Origin of the sequence: Pseudoalteromonas sp. SWXJ133, from assembly GCF_015864365.1 — a bacterium.
GTDB classification, from domain to species: Bacteria; Pseudomonadota; Gammaproteobacteria; order Enterobacterales; family Alteromonadaceae; genus Pseudoalteromonas; species Pseudoalteromonas arctica.
Map to the genome: position 1 here is coordinate 88,903 of NZ_JADYXJ010000003.1, position 15,609 is coordinate 104,511.

General features: G+C 40.7%; 11 protein-coding genes. 2 read left to right on the plus strand and 9 right to left on the minus strand.

The genetic code is table 11. The annotated features are described in order from the left end of the window. Positions 1–60: 60 nt before the first annotated feature. From I6F40_RS03295 to I6F40_RS03305, 3 genes are all read right to left on the minus strand, one after another. On the minus strand, positions 61–1,422 hold the full coding sequence (locus I6F40_RS03295; protein ID WP_197192479.1) for a hypothetical protein: 1,362 nt from the start codon (positions 1,420–1,422) through the stop codon (positions 61–63). A gap of 164 nt (positions 1,423–1,586) precedes the next feature. Next, positions 1,587–2,492: a GGDEF domain-containing protein gene (locus I6F40_RS03300; RefSeq protein ID WP_197192480.1), complete on the minus strand. Its 906-nt coding sequence runs from the start codon at positions 2,490–2,492 to the stop codon at positions 1,587–1,589. 97 nt (positions 2,493–2,589) lie between these two features. After that, on the minus strand, positions 2,590–3,174 hold the full coding sequence (locus I6F40_RS03305; RefSeq protein ID WP_010554604.1) for a YqaA family protein: 585 nt from the start codon (positions 3,172–3,174) through the stop codon (positions 2,590–2,592). A gap of 195 nt (positions 3,175–3,369) precedes the next feature. On the opposite strand from I6F40_RS03305, the gene I6F40_RS03310 reads away from it, so the two are divergent. Further along, positions 3,370–4,605, plus strand: a complete 1,236-nt coding sequence (locus I6F40_RS03310) for a TMEM143 family protein (protein WP_166377036.1) — start codon at positions 3,370–3,372, stop codon at positions 4,603–4,605. An 85-nt stretch (positions 4,606–4,690) separates the two neighbouring features. Here I6F40_RS03310 and I6F40_RS03315 read toward each other — a convergent pair whose 3' ends face one another. The 5 genes from I6F40_RS03315 to I6F40_RS03335 form a co-directional block, all read right to left on the minus strand. After that, on the minus strand, positions 4,691–7,837 hold the full coding sequence (locus tag I6F40_RS03315) for an efflux RND transporter permease subunit (RefSeq protein WP_166377037.1): 3,147 nt from the start codon (positions 7,835–7,837) through the stop codon (positions 4,691–4,693). An 8-nt stretch (positions 7,838–7,845) separates the two neighbouring features. Further along, positions 7,846–9,093, minus strand: a complete 1,248-nt coding sequence (locus I6F40_RS03320) for an efflux RND transporter periplasmic adaptor subunit (protein ID WP_166377038.1) — start codon at positions 9,091–9,093, stop codon at positions 7,846–7,848. After that, positions 9,090–10,343, minus strand: a complete 1,254-nt coding sequence (locus tag I6F40_RS03325) for a TolC family protein (RefSeq protein ID WP_166377039.1) — start codon at positions 10,341–10,343, stop codon at positions 9,090–9,092. The genes I6F40_RS03320 and I6F40_RS03325 overlap by 4 nt, the downstream gene beginning before the upstream one ends. A 150-nt stretch (positions 10,344–10,493) precedes the next feature. Further along, on the minus strand, positions 10,494–10,814 hold the full coding sequence (locus I6F40_RS03330; protein WP_007378232.1) for a hypothetical protein: 321 nt from the start codon (positions 10,812–10,814) through the stop codon (positions 10,494–10,496). 80 nt (positions 10,815–10,894) lie between these two features. Continuing rightward, positions 10,895–11,713 carry an AraC family transcriptional regulator gene (locus I6F40_RS03335; protein WP_007587199.1) on the minus strand — a complete coding sequence of 273 codons (819 nt, stop codon included), beginning with the start codon at positions 11,711–11,713 and terminating at the stop codon, positions 10,895–10,897. Between the two features lie 112 nt (positions 11,714–11,825). On the opposite strand from I6F40_RS03335, the gene I6F40_RS03340 reads away from it, so the two are divergent. Continuing rightward, positions 11,826–14,912: a beta-galactosidase gene (locus tag I6F40_RS03340; RefSeq protein ID WP_197192481.1), complete on the plus strand. Its 3,087-nt coding sequence runs from the start codon at positions 11,826–11,828 to the stop codon at positions 14,910–14,912. Positions 14,913–14,960: 48 nt separating this feature from the next. Here I6F40_RS03340 and I6F40_RS03345 read toward each other — a convergent pair whose 3' ends face one another. After that, a complete protein-coding gene (locus I6F40_RS03345; protein ID WP_166377042.1) occupies positions 14,961–15,422 on the minus strand; it encodes a DoxX family protein in 462 nt (153 codons plus the stop codon). Between the last annotated feature and the right edge of the window lie 187 nt (positions 15,423–15,609).

Genomic DNA, 15,609 nt, shown 5'->3' on the forward strand with positions numbered 1-15,609 from the left:
AATAAAAAAGCCTAAGCACTCAAAGTGCTTAGGCTTTATGCTACTTAAATATGTTTAGATTTATTCAACACTATCGGTAATAGTGCGCTCTAGGGTCATTTTATAACCTGAGCTTGTTGTTTCATCATGCTCTAAAATCAATATGTAGTTACCCTCTTGTGTAAAGTCCATATCGCTTTGTTGAATAAGCACAATTTGCTGACCATTATCTTCATATACAACATAAACCGTGTAAATTTCGTTATCTACAACCTGTTCTTCTTGGTCATACTTATCTAGGCCATCGACTACGTTACTGGTGTCGTCTACTGTTTCGCCGTTAAGTGTAAAGTACACATCAACATCTGAAACCGATTGCCCTGCGTAGCTTTCAATTAGGTTTACAACCGATACCATATGGCTGTAACTACTTGGTGTTAGGTTTTCTTCAACGCTCATCATACGTAAACCGTTATCAACGTCGTTATAAAAAATACCCACCGCACTTTGCTCACGCTCTAGCGTCATTAAAAAGTTATCAGCTAGTTTTGTACCTTCTTCGTCGTACATCGCTACGCTGTAACTATTGGGCGAAAGTTCAACATAATCGGTATAAGAGTCACTAGCAACTGTATTTGTTGTGTTTACAGTTGTACCGCGTGTAGCAGAAAAGCTTACTGGCGAGTAGTCATCAACCGTATTTATAAAACGTAATTGCCCCAGGGCAGATTGATGTTTAAGCTCAGTAACGTAGTTATTATCGGTTACTACATCAAGCGTAATACCGCCTTCTTCTGTAGCATAACTTGGGCGGATCATTGCTACATAGCTTGCTTCATCGTATAAATAAACAGATGACGACTCGTACACAACATCACTGCTGCCCGCTTCGGTTATGTAAATAGTGTAATAACCTTCATCAACGCTTTGTAGATCTAACTCACTTAAATATTGAGCCGATGAAAAAAGTGTCGCGCTTTCAAATACGCCATCATCAGTTGCTAAGTAAATATCGTAGTTAGTATCCTCCCCTGCAATATTATAAAACCCTAAGTTAAACTCACCCGTATCGCTTGTGATAGGTACGCTAAGCTCTGTAAATGTAGGCTCATCAAAGTTGCCGCTCATTACTACTAACTGTGTTTTGTCACCTTTAATAGAAATTTCTTGGTCGCTAATTGTTATATAGCTGTCGTTAGCATCTAGGTATTCAAAACTTACATCATAAGTGCCTGTGCTGTAGTTATGGCGAGTAGTTACATCAGCAAAATCAGCGCCTGAACGTTCTGTTTCTTCAACAAACAAACGCGTGTATGGGCTATTGTAAGAGCCGTTATACAATTGGATGTAACCTGTAGAGCTTGAGCTATCATCAGAGCCGCAGCCCGACAAAATAGTAATTAGACTTAAGGGTAATGCAGCTTTTAAAAGGGAGTTGGTCATTAAGGTTATTCCTTATTATTAATATCCCCATTATGACCCAAACATTCTATTTTAATTTCATGATTTACAAAGCATTACCCTCACTGACATTTCCTTACGAAAACGTTAAAAAGTGTAGTAAATGTGCAAACAATAAGGACGTGTTTTTATATAGTTAAAAACGCTTACGGGGCAATTTCAAAACGATCTCGGCCACTCTTCTTAGCTAAATATAAAGCTTGATCAGCGCGCTTCACTACTTTATCTAAAGGCTCATTAGGCGTTTGCATTGCAACACCTATACTTACTGTTAAGTGGCGAGAATTTTGAACATTTATGGTGTGCGCAAGGTCAATTAATTGCTGCGAAAAATCACATGCTTGCGTCATATTATTTGTAGGCAAGTAGCCACCAAATTCTTCACCACCGAGGCGAGCAAATTTGTTTTGGTGCGTAAAAGCATTGTCGTATTTAGTTGCTAGTTCTTTAAGCACTACATCACCAACATCATGACCAAATTCATCATTAATTGCTTTAAAGTGGTCTATATCGATAATTAAAATAACGTAAGGTGAGTGCTGAGCATCTTTAGCGTGCTGATAAAAATAACGTCTGTTATGTACCTTGGTTAAATCGTCAATAATTAGCTCACGCGCTAATCGATTATTAATACTTTGTATAAAGCGCATCGTTTTAAATAAACCATAGGAAGTTAAAAGCATGCCGCTGGTTCTGCATGAATCTTCAAAATAAATACTTACCCAGTAAGGCTGTATCACTATCTCATCGATTAAATCAGCTGTATTACCCATGGACCAAAGCATTAATCCGAGAGTCGAAAATGTATATGCAAGCTTTGAAAGTTTGGAGTACTGAACCATCCAAAATAAAAAAATAAGAACAATTAAATTAATAAAATCAGTTGTAAAACCGTAAACATTATTTTGAACTTGTAAGGGAGGAAAGTTAGTTAGGGAGTAGGCTGAAAAAATAACAATATAAGCTAATAAAAATAGGCTTACAGTTTTATTTTTCCAGCTCATTTTAAAAAAATTAGAAAGCCTGATAGTGAGTTTTACCGTTTCAATCATATTAACCCTAAGCTTTTCGATACTATATTAAAAAACTATAGCACATTACCAAAAAGGCTTATTAGAATAAGGTGGTTAATAACCTTTAATAATGAGCTTAAATCACCAAGCTTAATCCCCAAACCCCTAACACAAGTAACGTTATTAAAACCATTGCCTTAGTTTTGTGTTTACTAATGATTCGCTCAGCTTCATTACCTGCATAATAAACAATAATAGCCAGACCAAAGTAACGAATAGAACGCGCAATACCTGAGGCCAACAAAAACAGCCAAATAGAGTACTTAGTCGCGCCTGCTGCAAGCATCGCTATTTGAAACGGAATAGGCACTATGCCTAGTGTTATTACAAACCAAAAACCTTGATCTTGCATTTGCTGTTTAACGTTTTCAAATTGCTCAGGGCTCGAAAACGTATTAATAATCCAATCGCCAACCGCATCAAATAAATAATAACCCAACGCATAACCAAACAATGCGCCTACAATACAGCCTAATGTCGCCATTAACGCGATAAGCCATAGCTTCTCTCTACGTGCTTGCATTAGCGGCACTAATACAGCCTCAAGTGGAATAGGAACTATGGTTGACTCTAAAAACGACGCCACTGTAATACCGCTAAGCATATGCTTAGAGTCAATAAAATTACGCGTTTTTTCTTTTAGTTTTTTTTGAATGGCCATAGTAAATCCTTTTCACTTATCAGTAAGAACAAGAGTATTCAATAAGCCAATAATTACACATTTAGGTTAATACACGCTGAAAACAGTGTACTAAATTTATCACGCCCTACTGCATTAACAAATTAGTAATATCCATAAGAATATTTTATTATGTGCCCATGCAGTTAGATTCCCTATCACGGTAGTTATTAATTTATGCAAAGTGCGCGTTTTATTCCCTTTAGAAAGCAAGATATTGTTGATATGTGTAGCGAAGAGCTTAAAAGCAGTACACAAAAAACATCGTTTAAACAATTTTGCGATTTACTAGCAAGCCTTATTCATTACGATTACCACTCAACACTTGAGTCACTTAAAAACAACTACGCCCCCTTTGATCCCAATAGTGACACGCGATCGTTAGCGCCAGTATCGGCGGATCAAAAAGCGCAGTGCCAACATGAGTTTGCTAAAGATTTTGCTAAGGTGCTTAATGCCGCTAATTTTGAAGTGATCACCAATGAAGACTTACAAGATGCATTAAACGAAGAGTCACTATTTAAGGTGCGCCTTGAAGTTGAATTTGACGACTTTGAAGAAGTGGTTTTTTATCGCCGTGGCGAGTCGCAACTCACTGAAACCATTACCAGCTTTTGGGGCTTGCGTAAAAAGCCGCTGCACTTTACTAATTACGACCGTGTTGCCGTGTTTATTCGCTTTAAAGACAGCGCTTATTTTGAAACTAAAAATAAAACGCCAATGGGATTTGAGCCAAGCTCAACCATAGTAAAGCTGTTTCAAAATGTGCCAAAGGCCGATCTCGAAATGCTATTTCCTAATAGCGAAGTACGCATGCGCCCTATTGATAAAGCAATTATTGGCTCATCGGCTTTAGTTGGCGGTGCGGTGGTGCTTATAACTAAGTTAGGCGCATCAATCGTATTATTGCTTGCTCTGTTTGCTTTTTGGGGTGGTTTTAGAAGTGAAGCTGTAGAAATGACCCAACAACATTTTATTACCTTTGCTATTGGTATGGGGGTTTTTGGCAGCTTTATTTTTAAAGAATGGAGTAAGTTTAAAAACCGCAAAATAAAATTTATGAAAGCCCTAAGCGATAACCTCTACTTTAAAAATCTCGATAACAACGCGGGCGTATTTCACACGCTTATAGATGCCGCCGAAGAAGAAGACATAAAAGAAGCCCTGCTTGCGTATACCTTTTTACTAAAATCAGAAAGTGGCTTAAGCGCACAAATGCTTGATGAGCAAATAGAGCTTTGGTTTAAAAGCAAATACCAGTGCGATCTCGATTTTGAAATTACTGACGCGCTTGAAAAACTGGTGCGTATGCGCTTAGTAACGTGCATTAATGGTGTGTATAGCGCAATAAATTTAGATCACGCAAAAACCATACTGGATGAGCGCTGGGATAATCTTTTTCAATATAATTAATGTAGTATTTTTGCTAAATAATACCTAAATAAAAAAGCAGCTGTAAGTACAGCTGCTTTTTTGATTAGCTTAAAATCGATAATATTTAGATTAACTCAGCCTCTTTTTGCTTATTAAACTTTGCATGCACTAATTTATAAAGTGCGGGCAAAATTAACAGCGTGAGTAAAGTGGATGAAATAATTCCGCCAACCACTACTGTTGCTAAAGGTTTTTGCACTTCAGAACCCGTCCCCGTATTAAGTGCCATGGGTATAAAGCCTAAGCTCGCCACTAGTGCTGTCATCAATACTGGGCGCAGGCGCTGTAATGCGCCGCTGTGTATTGCTTCAAACAAACTCAAACCGTCGCTTCGTAATTGCTTAATAAACGAAAGCATAACCACGCCATTTAATACGGCTACGCCACTTAGGGCTATAAAGCCAACACCTGCTGAAATTGAAAGCGGCATATCGCGCAGCAATAATGCAAACACACCACCAGTCAACGCCAAAGGCACGCCACTAAATATAATTAACGAATCTCGCAACGATCCAAAGGCGCTATAAAGTAAGCCAAATATAAGCAATAAAGTGACCGGCACAACCAAGGATAACCGCTTACTTGCCGATTGCAATTGCTCAAATGTGCCACCGTATTCAAGCCAATAGCCACTTGGTAAGTTAAGTGATTCATTCATACTTGCTTGCGCATCACTTACAAAACTTGCTAAATCGCGCCCTTCTACATTGGCAGTTACCACTACGTTGCGCTTACCACTTTCGCGGTTTATTTGGTTAGGACCTTTTTCAATGCTGATAGTCGCCACTTCACCTAGCGGTACAAACGCAAGTTCCGGGTTGCTATCTTTAGGTAAAGCAACTGGCAAACGGGAAAGTGCTGATACATCGCTAGACCAACGCTTATCAAGGCGCACTAATAACGAAAAGCGTTTATCACCCTCGTAAATTAGCCCGGTTTGCACACCACCAACAGCGGCGGCAAGTGTTTGTTGAATGTCGTTTACACTTAAGCCTAATAACGCCATGTGGTCGCGCATTGGTGTTACCGAAAGTGTTGGCAACCCTTCCATTTGCTCCAAACGTACATCGGTAGCGCCTGCAATATTACGCATTAAGCCTGTCGCTTTTTCGCCAAACGCTTTAAGTACGCTTAAGTCGTCACCATAAATACGCAGTGCCACATCGGCGCGCACGCCAGCAATTAACTCGTTAAAGCGCATTTCTATTGGTTGTGTAAATTCGTAATTATTACCAGGGACATCGTTAACACGGGTACGAATTTGCTGAACCAATTCTGCTTTAGTAAGTGCTGGATTAGGCCACTCATCTTGCGGTTTGAGTATTAAAAAAGTATCGGCAACATTAGGCGGCATAGGATCGCTTGCTACATCGGCAGTACCAATTTTTGAAAATACGTTAGCAACCTCAGGCTGATCTAATATGGCTTGCTCAAGTTCTTTTTGCATTTGCACAGATTGCTCAATACCAGTGCCGGTAATGCGCAGCGCGTGCATAGCAATATCGCCTTCATCAAGTTTCGGTAAAAATTCTGCGCCCATGTTTTTAACTTTAAAACCAAGCACCAATACTAATGCCGTGGCTATACCCACCATCAGCCACGGTAATTTAAGCGATATACCAAGTAATGGCTTATACACTTTTTTAACGCCGCGCATGACTGCGTTTTCGGTTTCATCAACCTTACCGCGAACAAACACTGCAATAGCAGCCGGTACAAATGTAACGCCAAATATAAGCGCGCCAATTAACGCCGCAACTACAGTAAACGCCATTGGCTGAAACATTTTGCCTTCAACGCCGCTTAGTGCAAATAAAGGTAAGTAAACCAGCATAATAATAACAATGCCAAATACAGCCGGTGTAAATACTTCTTTGGTGGCTGCGGTCACTACATTTAAACGCTCGTTTAAGGTAAGTAGCCTGCCATGTTTATGCTGAGCTACACCGAGTTGGCGCAGGCAGTTTTCAACAACAATTACAGCGCCATCAACAATTAAACCAAAGTCGATTGCACCTAGGCTCATTAGGTTACCCGATACGCGATTACCCACCATACCTGTAACGGCAAACAACATACTCAACGGAATAACCATTGCCGTAATAAGCGCGCCCGTTACATTACCCAGCAGTAATAGCAAAATAACTATCACTAAAACGGCACCTTCAAATAAGTTGGTTTGCACGGTTGCTATGGTTTTATCAACAAGAGTTGTACGGTCGTAAACTGCCTCAACAATAACGCCAGCGGGTAAGCTTTTTTGCACATCAATTAACTTATCAGCCATGGCTTTTGCCACTATGCGGCTGTTTTCGCCAATTAGCATCATGGCGGTGCCGAGCACGGTTTCCTCGCCGTTATAAGTGGCCGCGCCGGTTCTAAGCTCTTTGCCTAAAAGCACGTTAGCCACATCTTTAATGCGTACAGGCGCATCGTCGCGCTTAGCTATAACGGTATTGGCTATGTCTTCTAGTGTTTTAAGCTGCCCAGGCGAGCGTACTAAATATTGCCCGTCAAAGCGCTCAATATAGCCTGCGCCTCGGTTACTGTTATTAACCTCAAGTGCACTAATTACATCGCTAATAGTAAGCTTATAGGCAATGAGTTTTTCGGGCACTGGCGCTACTTGGTATTGGCGCTCAAAACCACCTTGGCTGTTTATTTCGGTAACGCCTTTTACTTTTAAAAGCTGCGGGCGAATAACCCAATCTTGCAAAGTGCGCAAGTCTTCGGCGTTGTAAGCAGTGCCGTCTTCTTTTAACGCATTAGGCGCGGCGTGCACACTATAAGTAAATATTTCGCCTAAACCACTGGCAATAGGACCCAAGTTTGGCTCTACGTTATTAGGTAAGTCGGAGCGAATACTTTGAATACGCTCACCAATTTGCTGACGCGCCCAATAAATATCGGTGCCTTCATTAAAAATAACCGTTACTTGCGAAAGCCCATAACGCGAAAGCGAACGGGTATAATCAAGCTTAGGTATGCCCGCCATGGCGGTTTCTACCAAATAGGTAATGCGTTGCTCTACCTCTAATGGCGTAAAACCCTGCGCTTTGGTATTAATTTGCACTTGTACGTTAGTTATATCGGGTACTGCGTCTACTGCTAAATTTTGAATGTTGTATACACCAAATCCAGCAAATAAAAATGTAAGCGCAAGCACCAGCATGCGGCGTTTAACCGCAAAAGAAACTATCCAATTAATCATGGTGCCTCCTAGTGAGCGTGGCTTGCGCCGCTTTTTAAAATATCAGCTTTAATGACATAACTATTGTCTGTTACGTATTCGCTACCCGCGTTTAAGCCTGTAAGTACTTCTACCCACTCACTATTTTTTGCACCTAAGGTAACGGGGCGTACTTCAAATACATTATTTTTACGAACAAACACACTGGGTTGACCGTTAAACTCTTGAATAGCTTGTGGCTTTACACGCACGCTGGCATTTATTTTAGCCACACTTACATCGCTATTTATATGCATGCCTGGGCGCCAATGCCCGTCTGGGTTATTAAGCTCTATACGGGCACGCGCTATGTGCCCGCCTGTCATCATTGGGGCTATAAAAAACACTTTGCCTTGCGTATTTAAATGATGATGTAAGTCGTATACCTTAGCGCTTTGACCAATGGCTAGTTTTTCAATGTTTTCAGGAAAAGCCGACAGCTCAACCCACACTTTATCAAGGTTAACTACCTGCATAAGTGCGCTGGTGCTTGCAAGCTCGCCACGCTTTAAGTATTGCTCGGTTACAACACCGCTAATTGGGCTTTTAATGGGGTAATTTTGCAGTGTTTCACGGTTGGTTACGCTGGCAAGTACTTCGCCTTTTTTAACGTTTTGACCAATGCTTACAAAAATATCACTGATCAATCCTGTATACGGTGCCATTACTTCTACCGTGCCGTGCTGCGTTGGGGCAATAACGCCAAAAAGCGTATCGGTAATATCCACTTCACCACTTTGCGCTATCTCGGTTTTAATGCCTGCGCGCTCAATAGCTCGCTCTGTTAACGTGGTTTGCCCTTCGTGTTGATCGTACTCATAGCTAATGCTCTCACCGTTATAATTAGCAGTAACGGTAAGTGCAAACGAATGCGGTTCGTTAATTGATTGCGTGCTCACAAGGTAGTCGCCCTCAGCTGTAAACTGTATATTTTGCGGGGCTTCAACTAAACGTTTTAAACTCATTGTTATGTTTAAGTCGTTTATATTAATTGGCTTATTTTGTTTATAGCCGTATACACGTAGCTCAACATTACCTGCAAATTCTTGCAATTTAAGCTCAAGTGTTAATTTAGGGTCAGTTAATAAAAAGCCGCCGTGTGGACCTTGTTTTTTCTCGTGTTGCTCTGTTTCTTTATGACCTGACTCGCCATGCTCAGCAGAGGCAAATACACCTGTGCTTACAAAGCTGCTGGCAAACGAAAGTGATACTAATAATGCGATTATATTTTTATTCATGATTGATGAGTCTCAATTAAAGATTGGCCTGTTAAACGCTCAAGAGTAAGTAGCACTTGGTACAGCTCTGCGTGAGTGGTAATAAGTGTGCGTTTAGAATCAAAAAGTGCTTGTTGAGCATCAAGCAATTGCAACACCGAAATTTGTCCGCGTTGATAACTTTTTAGGCTTTGCTCAATCAATGTTTGTGCCTGAGGAATAATTTGATCAGATAATAGCTTTGCCTGATTAGCTCTACCTTGATAATAAGCGTACAAAGTACGTACTTGCTGGCGTAGCTGGATGCGCAATTGCCCTTGCTGCTCATTTAAAAGCATGAGCTGACTATTTGCAGCTGCAATATTGCCGCTATTAGAATTGCTTAATTGCAGTGGCATAGAAAACGAAAACACTAACGAGCTGGAGTCATTTTGCTGGTTATAGCGCACGCCTCCCCCTACGTTAATATCGGTTTGTCCGTTTGCTTTTTGTAGTGTTAAGTTGGCTGTTTGCTGTAAATATTGCTGCTGTAATAATGCAAATTCAGGAGCTTGGTTAACCGCATCTAAAAGTGCTTGTGCTGATTTAAGCGCAGTAATTACATTAATATTGCCAGCAAAAGTATCGTAGGGTTGCTCCTCACTCCACAGCTCGTTAAGCGATAAACTTGCTCGCTCAAATTCACTATTAAGCATGGCTTTATCAAGCTCTACTTGGCTAAGTGCATAACTCATGCGCGTTACATCAGCTTGCGACGCAGCACCTGCATTAGCTCTTTGTTCAATCGCTTTAAGTGCTTGGGTAACTACCTGTTTACGCTCGTTGTTCAAACTTAATAATGTTTGAAATTTAAGCCCTTGGTAGTATCGCTCAGCAGTGGTTGCTAATAAGGCTAAACGGGTATTTTGATACTGTATTGCTTGGGCTTTTATATTGGCGGTTGCGTAATTAATACGGCTTTGGCGCTTATCGCCCAGCTCTATTAGTTGGCTAAGCCCAAGCGTTATTTCAGCGCCTTGAATGCCACGCGCCTTGTTTGTGCCCAGTAAGTTTTCAGCTTCAACATTCAATACAGGATTAGGCGAAAGAGCAGCTTGAGATTTAAGCGCACTCAATATTTTTTGATGATAAGGGTAGCGTTTTAATACCAGATTTTGTTGTTCGGTATTACTCAGTGCCTGCTTAAGGGTTAATGTTTTAACATTCGCCAAAGTACTAAAAGCAGGTAGCGCGCACATTAGCGCCACCAGCATAATTGGTTTTTTATTCATATAGCGTGTCCGTTTTTTAACAAACAGAGTTAACTTAATCACTACGCCTATTTTAAAAACAAGCGCGATCAAGCAACCTAAATATGTAAATAGCTAGCCTAATAGCGCACAAGCGCAGGCAGTTTTTTACAAAGTATTTAAAATTAAAAGCTAACTAAGTGAATTGGGTGGCGGTACATCTGGCGGGTAATTTAACCCGTTATAGCAAGCAGGCGAAGTTGCTTTACTTTGCTCTGGGCTTATTGAGTGGCTAGAAGTGCTGTTGTAGCCACAGTGGCAATGTTGGTGGGCATGAATCTCGGTAGTTGATGTTTTATCGCTTTGGTTATCATCGGCCGTGGAGTCGCCTTGCGATAACGAACTGGTTACGTGATCAACGTCTTCTTGCAAATGATACGCAGCGCCATCACAGCTAATAAAGCTATGTACAAGCACTAATAATATCACTATTAAAAAACGGTTTGAGCGCATTACCTACCTAAAACTCTAAAATGCAATTTAAGAAATCGCATAATACCTTAAATTTATTCAAATGTAGAGAGCCGCTAACGTTATTTTCTAAATTCGCTTGGCGACACACCTACCGACTTCTTAAAACGTTTGGAAAAATTAAAAATATTAGAGTACCCCACATAACTTGCCACATGCGAAATTGGCCAAGCCGTGTTTAACAGTAAGTTTTTAGCTCGCTCAATGCGTAAATAAATAAGTTGTTGTATTGGACTTTTACCAAATTGCGCTTGGCATAAACGATGCAAATGCGGCGATGAGTAATGCACATGTTCGCACATTGCCTCTATTGTCCAATCAAACTGCAAGCGCTTATCTACCTCTTCAAACAGACTAATTAAACGATTATGCGCCGCACCCTGAGAGTTATTTTGCAGCGTAGCATTTAAGTAATGACTTAAAATAGGCGTTACGCTTTCGCGTAAATTAGCATTGGGCTCGCTGTATAAAAGCTCCATAGCAAGGTGTAACGGCTCAAGTTTTTGCTCGGTTAATACCAATGCTTGCGCTAAGTTTAAATGCTGCCAACGTTTAGTATTTGCAAGGTTTAACCAAATAACATCCCAATGTTCAGCATCAATTTTCACTTCAAAGCTTTGCTTTGCTGGTAGCACAATAAGTGTATTGGCATTAAGTGTGTACTGCTCATTTTGTGTTGTTAATTTACCCTGCCCTGCAAGCGTATAAAAAAGTGTATGTTCTAGCGGTGCTGAGCGTGCTACGCAATAACGACCCGATAGGTTTGAGCAACCCGCAAGTGCTATTTCAAGGTTTGGCATTTGCGCGAGCGTTTGTGAATCAATAAAGCGTTCTATACAACGCGGACCAATATCGAGTATGTCTTTAATGTTATAGCGCATAATTACAATGATAGTTTTGGATAAATAAAGGAGAGCTTTAAGCATAACCCCTGCGATTATTTTTAGCTATATTTAGCGCATTATAATTGCCCGCTTATGCAATAGGATAAACATGACCTCTTTACAGCACATAATTAATCGCCGAGATTGGGAAAACCCAATTTCAGTACAAGTTAATCAAGTAAAAGCGCACAGCCCACTCAATGGATTTAAAAGCATTGACCATGCCCGTACTAACACGCTATCGCAAAAACAAAGTTTAAACGGTCAGTGGGACTTTAAATTATTTGATAAACCCGAAGCGGTTGATGAATCGTTGCTAAGTGAAACACTAAACAGCAACTGGCAAAGTATTACAGTGCCTTCTAACTGGCAATTACACGGCTTTGATAAACCTATTTACTGTAATGTTAAGTACCCATTTGCAGTTAACCCGCCTTTTGTACCAAGCGATAACCCTACAGGCTGTTACCGCACTGAATTTAATATAAGCGAAAGTCAGCTAACTCAGCGTAATCATATTATTTTTGAAGGCGTTAACTCGGCGTTTCACCTTTGGTGTAACGGACAGTGGGTGGGTTATTCACAAGATAGCCGTTTACCGAGCGAGTTTGATTTAAGCGAACTGTTAGTTGCAGGCACTAACCGTATTGCCGTTATGGTTATTCGTTGGAGCGATGGCAGTTATTTAGAAGATCAGGACATGTGGTGGCTAAGCGGTATTTTTCGCGATGTTAACTTACTTACAAAACCACAAAACCAAATACGTGATGTGTTTATAACCCCCGATTTAGACGCTTGCTATCGCGATGCAACGCTACATATAAAAACGGCGATTAATGCGCCAAATAACTATCAAATAGCAGTGCAAGTTTTTGATGGCGAACAGGCGCTATGTGAGCCACAAATTCAAAGTACTAACAATAAACGTGTTGATGAAAAAGGTGGCTGGAGCGATGTTGTATTTCAAACAATTGATATACAAAGCCCTAAAAAATGGACCGCCGAAACCCCGTACTTATACCGCTGCGTTGTAAGTCTGCTTGATGAGCAAGGCAATACCGTCGATGTTGAAGCCTACGACATTGGCTTTAGAAAAGTAGAAATGCTTAACGGGCAACTGTGTTTAAACGGCAAGCCGCTACTTATTCGCGGTGTTAACCGCCACGAACACCACCCAGAAAACGGCCATACAGTTACTACCGCCGATATGATTGAAGATATTAAGCTGATGAAGCAAAATAACTTTAATGCCGTGCGTACTGCTCACTACCCTAACCACCCTCGTTTTTACGAACTGTGTGACGAGCTAGGTTTATACGTAGTTGATGAAGCAAATATAGAAACCCATGGCATGTTTCCTATGGGGCGTTTAGCTAGCGATCCGCAGTGGGCTGGTGCATTTATGTCGCGTTATACGCAAATGGTTGAGCGCGATAAAAACCACGCCTCAATTATTATTTGGTCACTAGGAAACGAATGCGGACACGGCGCAAATCATGATGCCATGTACGGCTGGTCAAAAAGCTTTGACCCCTCTCGCCCAGTGCAATACGAAGGCGGCGGCGCAAATACAACGGCTACCGACATTATTTGTCCAATGTACGCCCGTGTAGATGCCGATATTAAAGACGATGCGGTACCTAAATACTCTATTAAAAAGTGGCTAAGCTTACCAGGTGAAACTCGCCCGCTTATTTTATGTGAATACGCCCATGCAATGGGTAACAGCCTAGGTAGCTTTGACGATTACTGGCAAGCATTTAGAGAATACCCACGCCTGCAAGGCGGCTTTATTTGGGATTGGGTAGACCAAGGTTTATCTAAAACAGACGAAAACGGCAAGCATTATTGGGCTTACGGCGGCGACTTTGGTGATGAACTAAATGACCGTCAATTTTGTATAAACGGGTTATTGTTCCCAGACCGTACGCCGCACCCTAGCCTGTTTGAAGCTAAATACAGCCAGCAACATTTACAATTTACATTGCGTGAGCAAAATCAAAACCAATACACCATTGATGTATTTAGCGATTACGTATTTAGACATACCGATAACGAAAAACTGGTTTGGCAATTAATGCAAAATGGCATCTGTGTTGAGCAAGGCGAGCATGTACTTAATATTGCTCCGCAAAGTACGCACACGTTAACTATTAAAACTAAAACAGCGTTTGAGCAAGGTGCGCAATATTACCTTAATTTAGATGTAGCATTAGTTAACGACTCACACTTTGCAAACGCTAATCACGTTATGGATTCAGAGCAGTTTAAGCTTATAAATAGTAACAATTTAAGCAGTAAGTCATTTGCATCATCATCTGAGCAAAACGCTATAAGTGTTAGCGAAACCGACTCCCACCTATGTATTGAAAACGATAAATTTAAACTGATTTTTAATCAACAATCAGGGCTTATAGAGCAGTGGTTACAAAACGATACTCAGGTTATTAGTAGCCCACTGGTTGATAACTTTTATCGTGCCCCACTTGATAACGACATTGGTGTAAGCGAAGTAGACAATCTAGACCCCAATGCATGGGAAGCTCGTTGGTTGCGTGCAGGTATAGGGCAATGGCAGCGCACATGCAGCTCAATTCACGCAGTGCAATCAAGCGTTGATGTACGTATTACTTGTGTATTTAATTACGAATTTAATGGCGTGCTACAGGCTCAAACACAGTGGCTATATACACTAAATAATACCGGCAATATTAGCTTAAATATTGACGTGCACTTAAACGACACTCTGCCGCCAATGCCGCGTATAGGGCTAAGTACAACACTTAACAAGCAAAGCGATACAAAAATAAACTGGCTAGGTTTAGGGCCTTTTGAAAACTACCCAGATCGTAAAGCCGCAGCACGTTTAGGTTATTACAGCTTGAGCTTAAATGAGCTACATACACCGTATATATTCCCAACTGATAATGGCCTGCGTAGCGATTGCCAATTGCTGAGTATTAATAACTTAACTGTAACTGGCGCGTTTTTGTTTGCCGCCAGTGAGTATTCGCAAAGTACGCTAACGCAAGCAAAACACACTAACGAACTCATTGCTGATGATTGCGTACATGTACACATTGATCATCAACATATGGGTGTAGGTGGCGATGATTCATGGAGCCCAAGTACTCATAAAGAGTATTTACTTGAGCAAAAGCAGTACAGTTATTCTTTAACTTTTTCAGCTAAATAATTTAGTAGTTAACCTACAAAAACAGCGGCCAAATTGGCCGCTATTTTTCTAATTTAAAAACTCTATTTTTTTAGCTAGCTTTTTAACTAATACGTTATCAAGCGAAAAGCTTCCCGCTCCTTGAATTGCTAAAACTACAGTTACTACAAGTAACGTTAATGCGTATTCATAGCCATTGTTTGCCATAAATAAGCCATTACTAATATGTACGCTAAAAATAGCAATCAGCATAGTAAAGCCGGCAACTACAGCAGCTGGGCGAGTTAACAAACCAATTGCTAATGCAATGCCACCAAAAAACTCAGCGCTACCTGCCATCATTGCTAACCAATAGCCAGGCTCTAAACCAATACTCGCCATCCATTGACCTGTACCTTCAAGCCCGTAACCGCCAAACCAAGCAAATAGTTTTTGTGCACCATGCGCCGCTAAAATAAGGCCAACTGGTACTCGTAAAATTAATGCTGCTACGCCTGCTTTTGAGCTAAGTAATGTGTTTAGTAATTTCATGAGTTTAGTCCTGTTTTAATTTATTTAATCGTTAGATTTTTTCTAACCGTTGAGCACAGTTTACTATCATCATTAAAAAACATTAATACAGACTTTATTGGTTAATTAGCAACGCAGTATTTATAATAAACCATAAAAAAACCGCCAACCTAAAGGTTGACGGTTTTTTATTAACGCTAAAACTTAG